This is a genomic window from Streptomyces azureus (assembly GCF_001270025.1).
GTDB lineage: Bacteria > Actinomycetota > Actinomycetes > Streptomycetales > Streptomycetaceae > Streptomyces > Streptomyces azureus.
In genome coordinates this window covers 1-1,469 of the sequence record NZ_DF968525.1, presented here as the reverse complement: position 1 = coordinate 1,469, position 1,469 = coordinate 1, and the positions used below count along the sequence as shown (strand labels likewise).

General features: G+C 71.8%; 2 protein-coding genes and 1 pseudogene. All 3 read left to right on the top strand.

Translation table 11 applies throughout. From position 1 onward, the window contains the following. A pseudogene (locus tag AOQ53_RS37910) lies at positions 1–130 on the top strand (peptidase); the annotation flags it as partial. Positions 131–173: 43 nt separating this feature from the next. Next, the gene (locus tag AOQ53_RS37905) at positions 174–689 is read left to right on the top strand and encodes a hypothetical protein (protein WP_059424424.1); all 516 of its coding nucleotides are present in this window, start codon (positions 174–176) and stop codon (positions 687–689) included. A gap of 62 nt (positions 690–751) precedes the next feature. Continuing rightward, on the top strand, positions 752–1,469 hold a 718-nt coding region (locus tag AOQ53_RS37900; protein WP_059424422.1), incomplete at its 3' end, for a class I SAM-dependent methyltransferase.

Genomic DNA, 1,469 nt, shown 5'->3' with positions numbered 1-1,469 from the left:
ACCGGGGACGACGGTGAGCGGCCCGTACGGCACGTCGAACATCTGGGACAACATCGACAACGGCGAGTTCATCTCCGACACGTACGTCAAAACGGGCAGCGACGGCTACGTCGCCCCCCGCTGCGGCTGAGCCCCCGAAGAGCCCGCGGTCGCCCCGGAGCCATAATCAAGCCGTGAGCGACGAACCCGGCATCCCGGCCACCCCCGCGGGCTCGACGGGCGGCCCCGTCGGCCCCCACCCCGAACCCATCCGCTTCTTCGGCACGACCTGGCTGAACCACGACAACGGCTACACGGCCCGCCGCATCGGCGTCGCCCTCGGCTCACTGGCCGCCGCAGTCGTCTCCTGCCTCGTCCTCCGTCTCGCCTACCAGGGCCTCCAGATCGCCGCGATCGGCAGCTTCGTCACACTGCTCATGGTCGTGATGTTCGCGATCTGCAGCGCGCTGGCCTTCCGCCACACCTGGGACGGCTTCACCCGCCGCCCCGATCCCGACCGCCAGGCATCCCTGCGCGGCCTCCTGACCATCGGTTTCGTCGGCTCCCTCCTCGCGTACTTCTTCCGCTCCCTCACCGAGGCCCCCGGCGAAAGGCTCCACCGCGAGGAGTACGAGGCAGCCCGCAGGCACCACGAGAAGCGCACGACCCGCCGCTCGGGCAACCCGTCGAAAAAGCGCCGCCGCGCATAACCCCCGGGCCTCTCACCGAAAACTCACCGCCGCCCACCCCCACCCCCGGCCACCATGGCCGTATGACCACACACCCCTCCGCCGACCACCCCACCGGAGCCGAGACCACCCGCAGACCCCCCACACCAACACCCCCGACCCGCACCGCCCGTGCCCACTCCTTCAACACCGCCGCAGCCCGATACGCGGCCAACCGTCCCTCCTACCCCCCAGCCCTCTTCGACGCGGTAGAAGCCCTGGCCGGCCGGCCACTTCCCGGCTCCCGCGTCGCGGACATAGGCGCCGGCACCGGCATAGCCACCGCCCTCCTCCACGCACGAGGCGCGAACGTCATCGCCGTAGAACCCGGCGACGGCATGGCGGCCCAGTTCCGCAGCACCCTCCCCGCCATCCCGATCATCCGCGGCACCGGCGACGACCTCCCCCTCGCCGACGCCTCCCTCGACCTCGTCACCTACGCCCAGGCCTGGCACTGGACCGACCCCGCCCGATCCGTCCCGGAGGCCCTCCGCGTCCTGCGCCCCGGCGGTGCCCTCGCGCTCTGGTGGAACACCGACGCCCTCGACGTGCCGTGGATCGCCGAGGCCGCCGCCCGTACAGAGCGCCACTTCGGCATCGACGTCGCGGCAGAGAAGCGGAACGTCAACGCCCGCGCCGCCGACCCCACCGGCCGCCTCGACTTCACCCGCCGCACGGTCCGATGGAGCCGCCGCGTCCCCGTCGACACCCACCTCGCCAACATCGGCAGCCACTCGGTCTTCCTCGTGCACGACGAGGAAC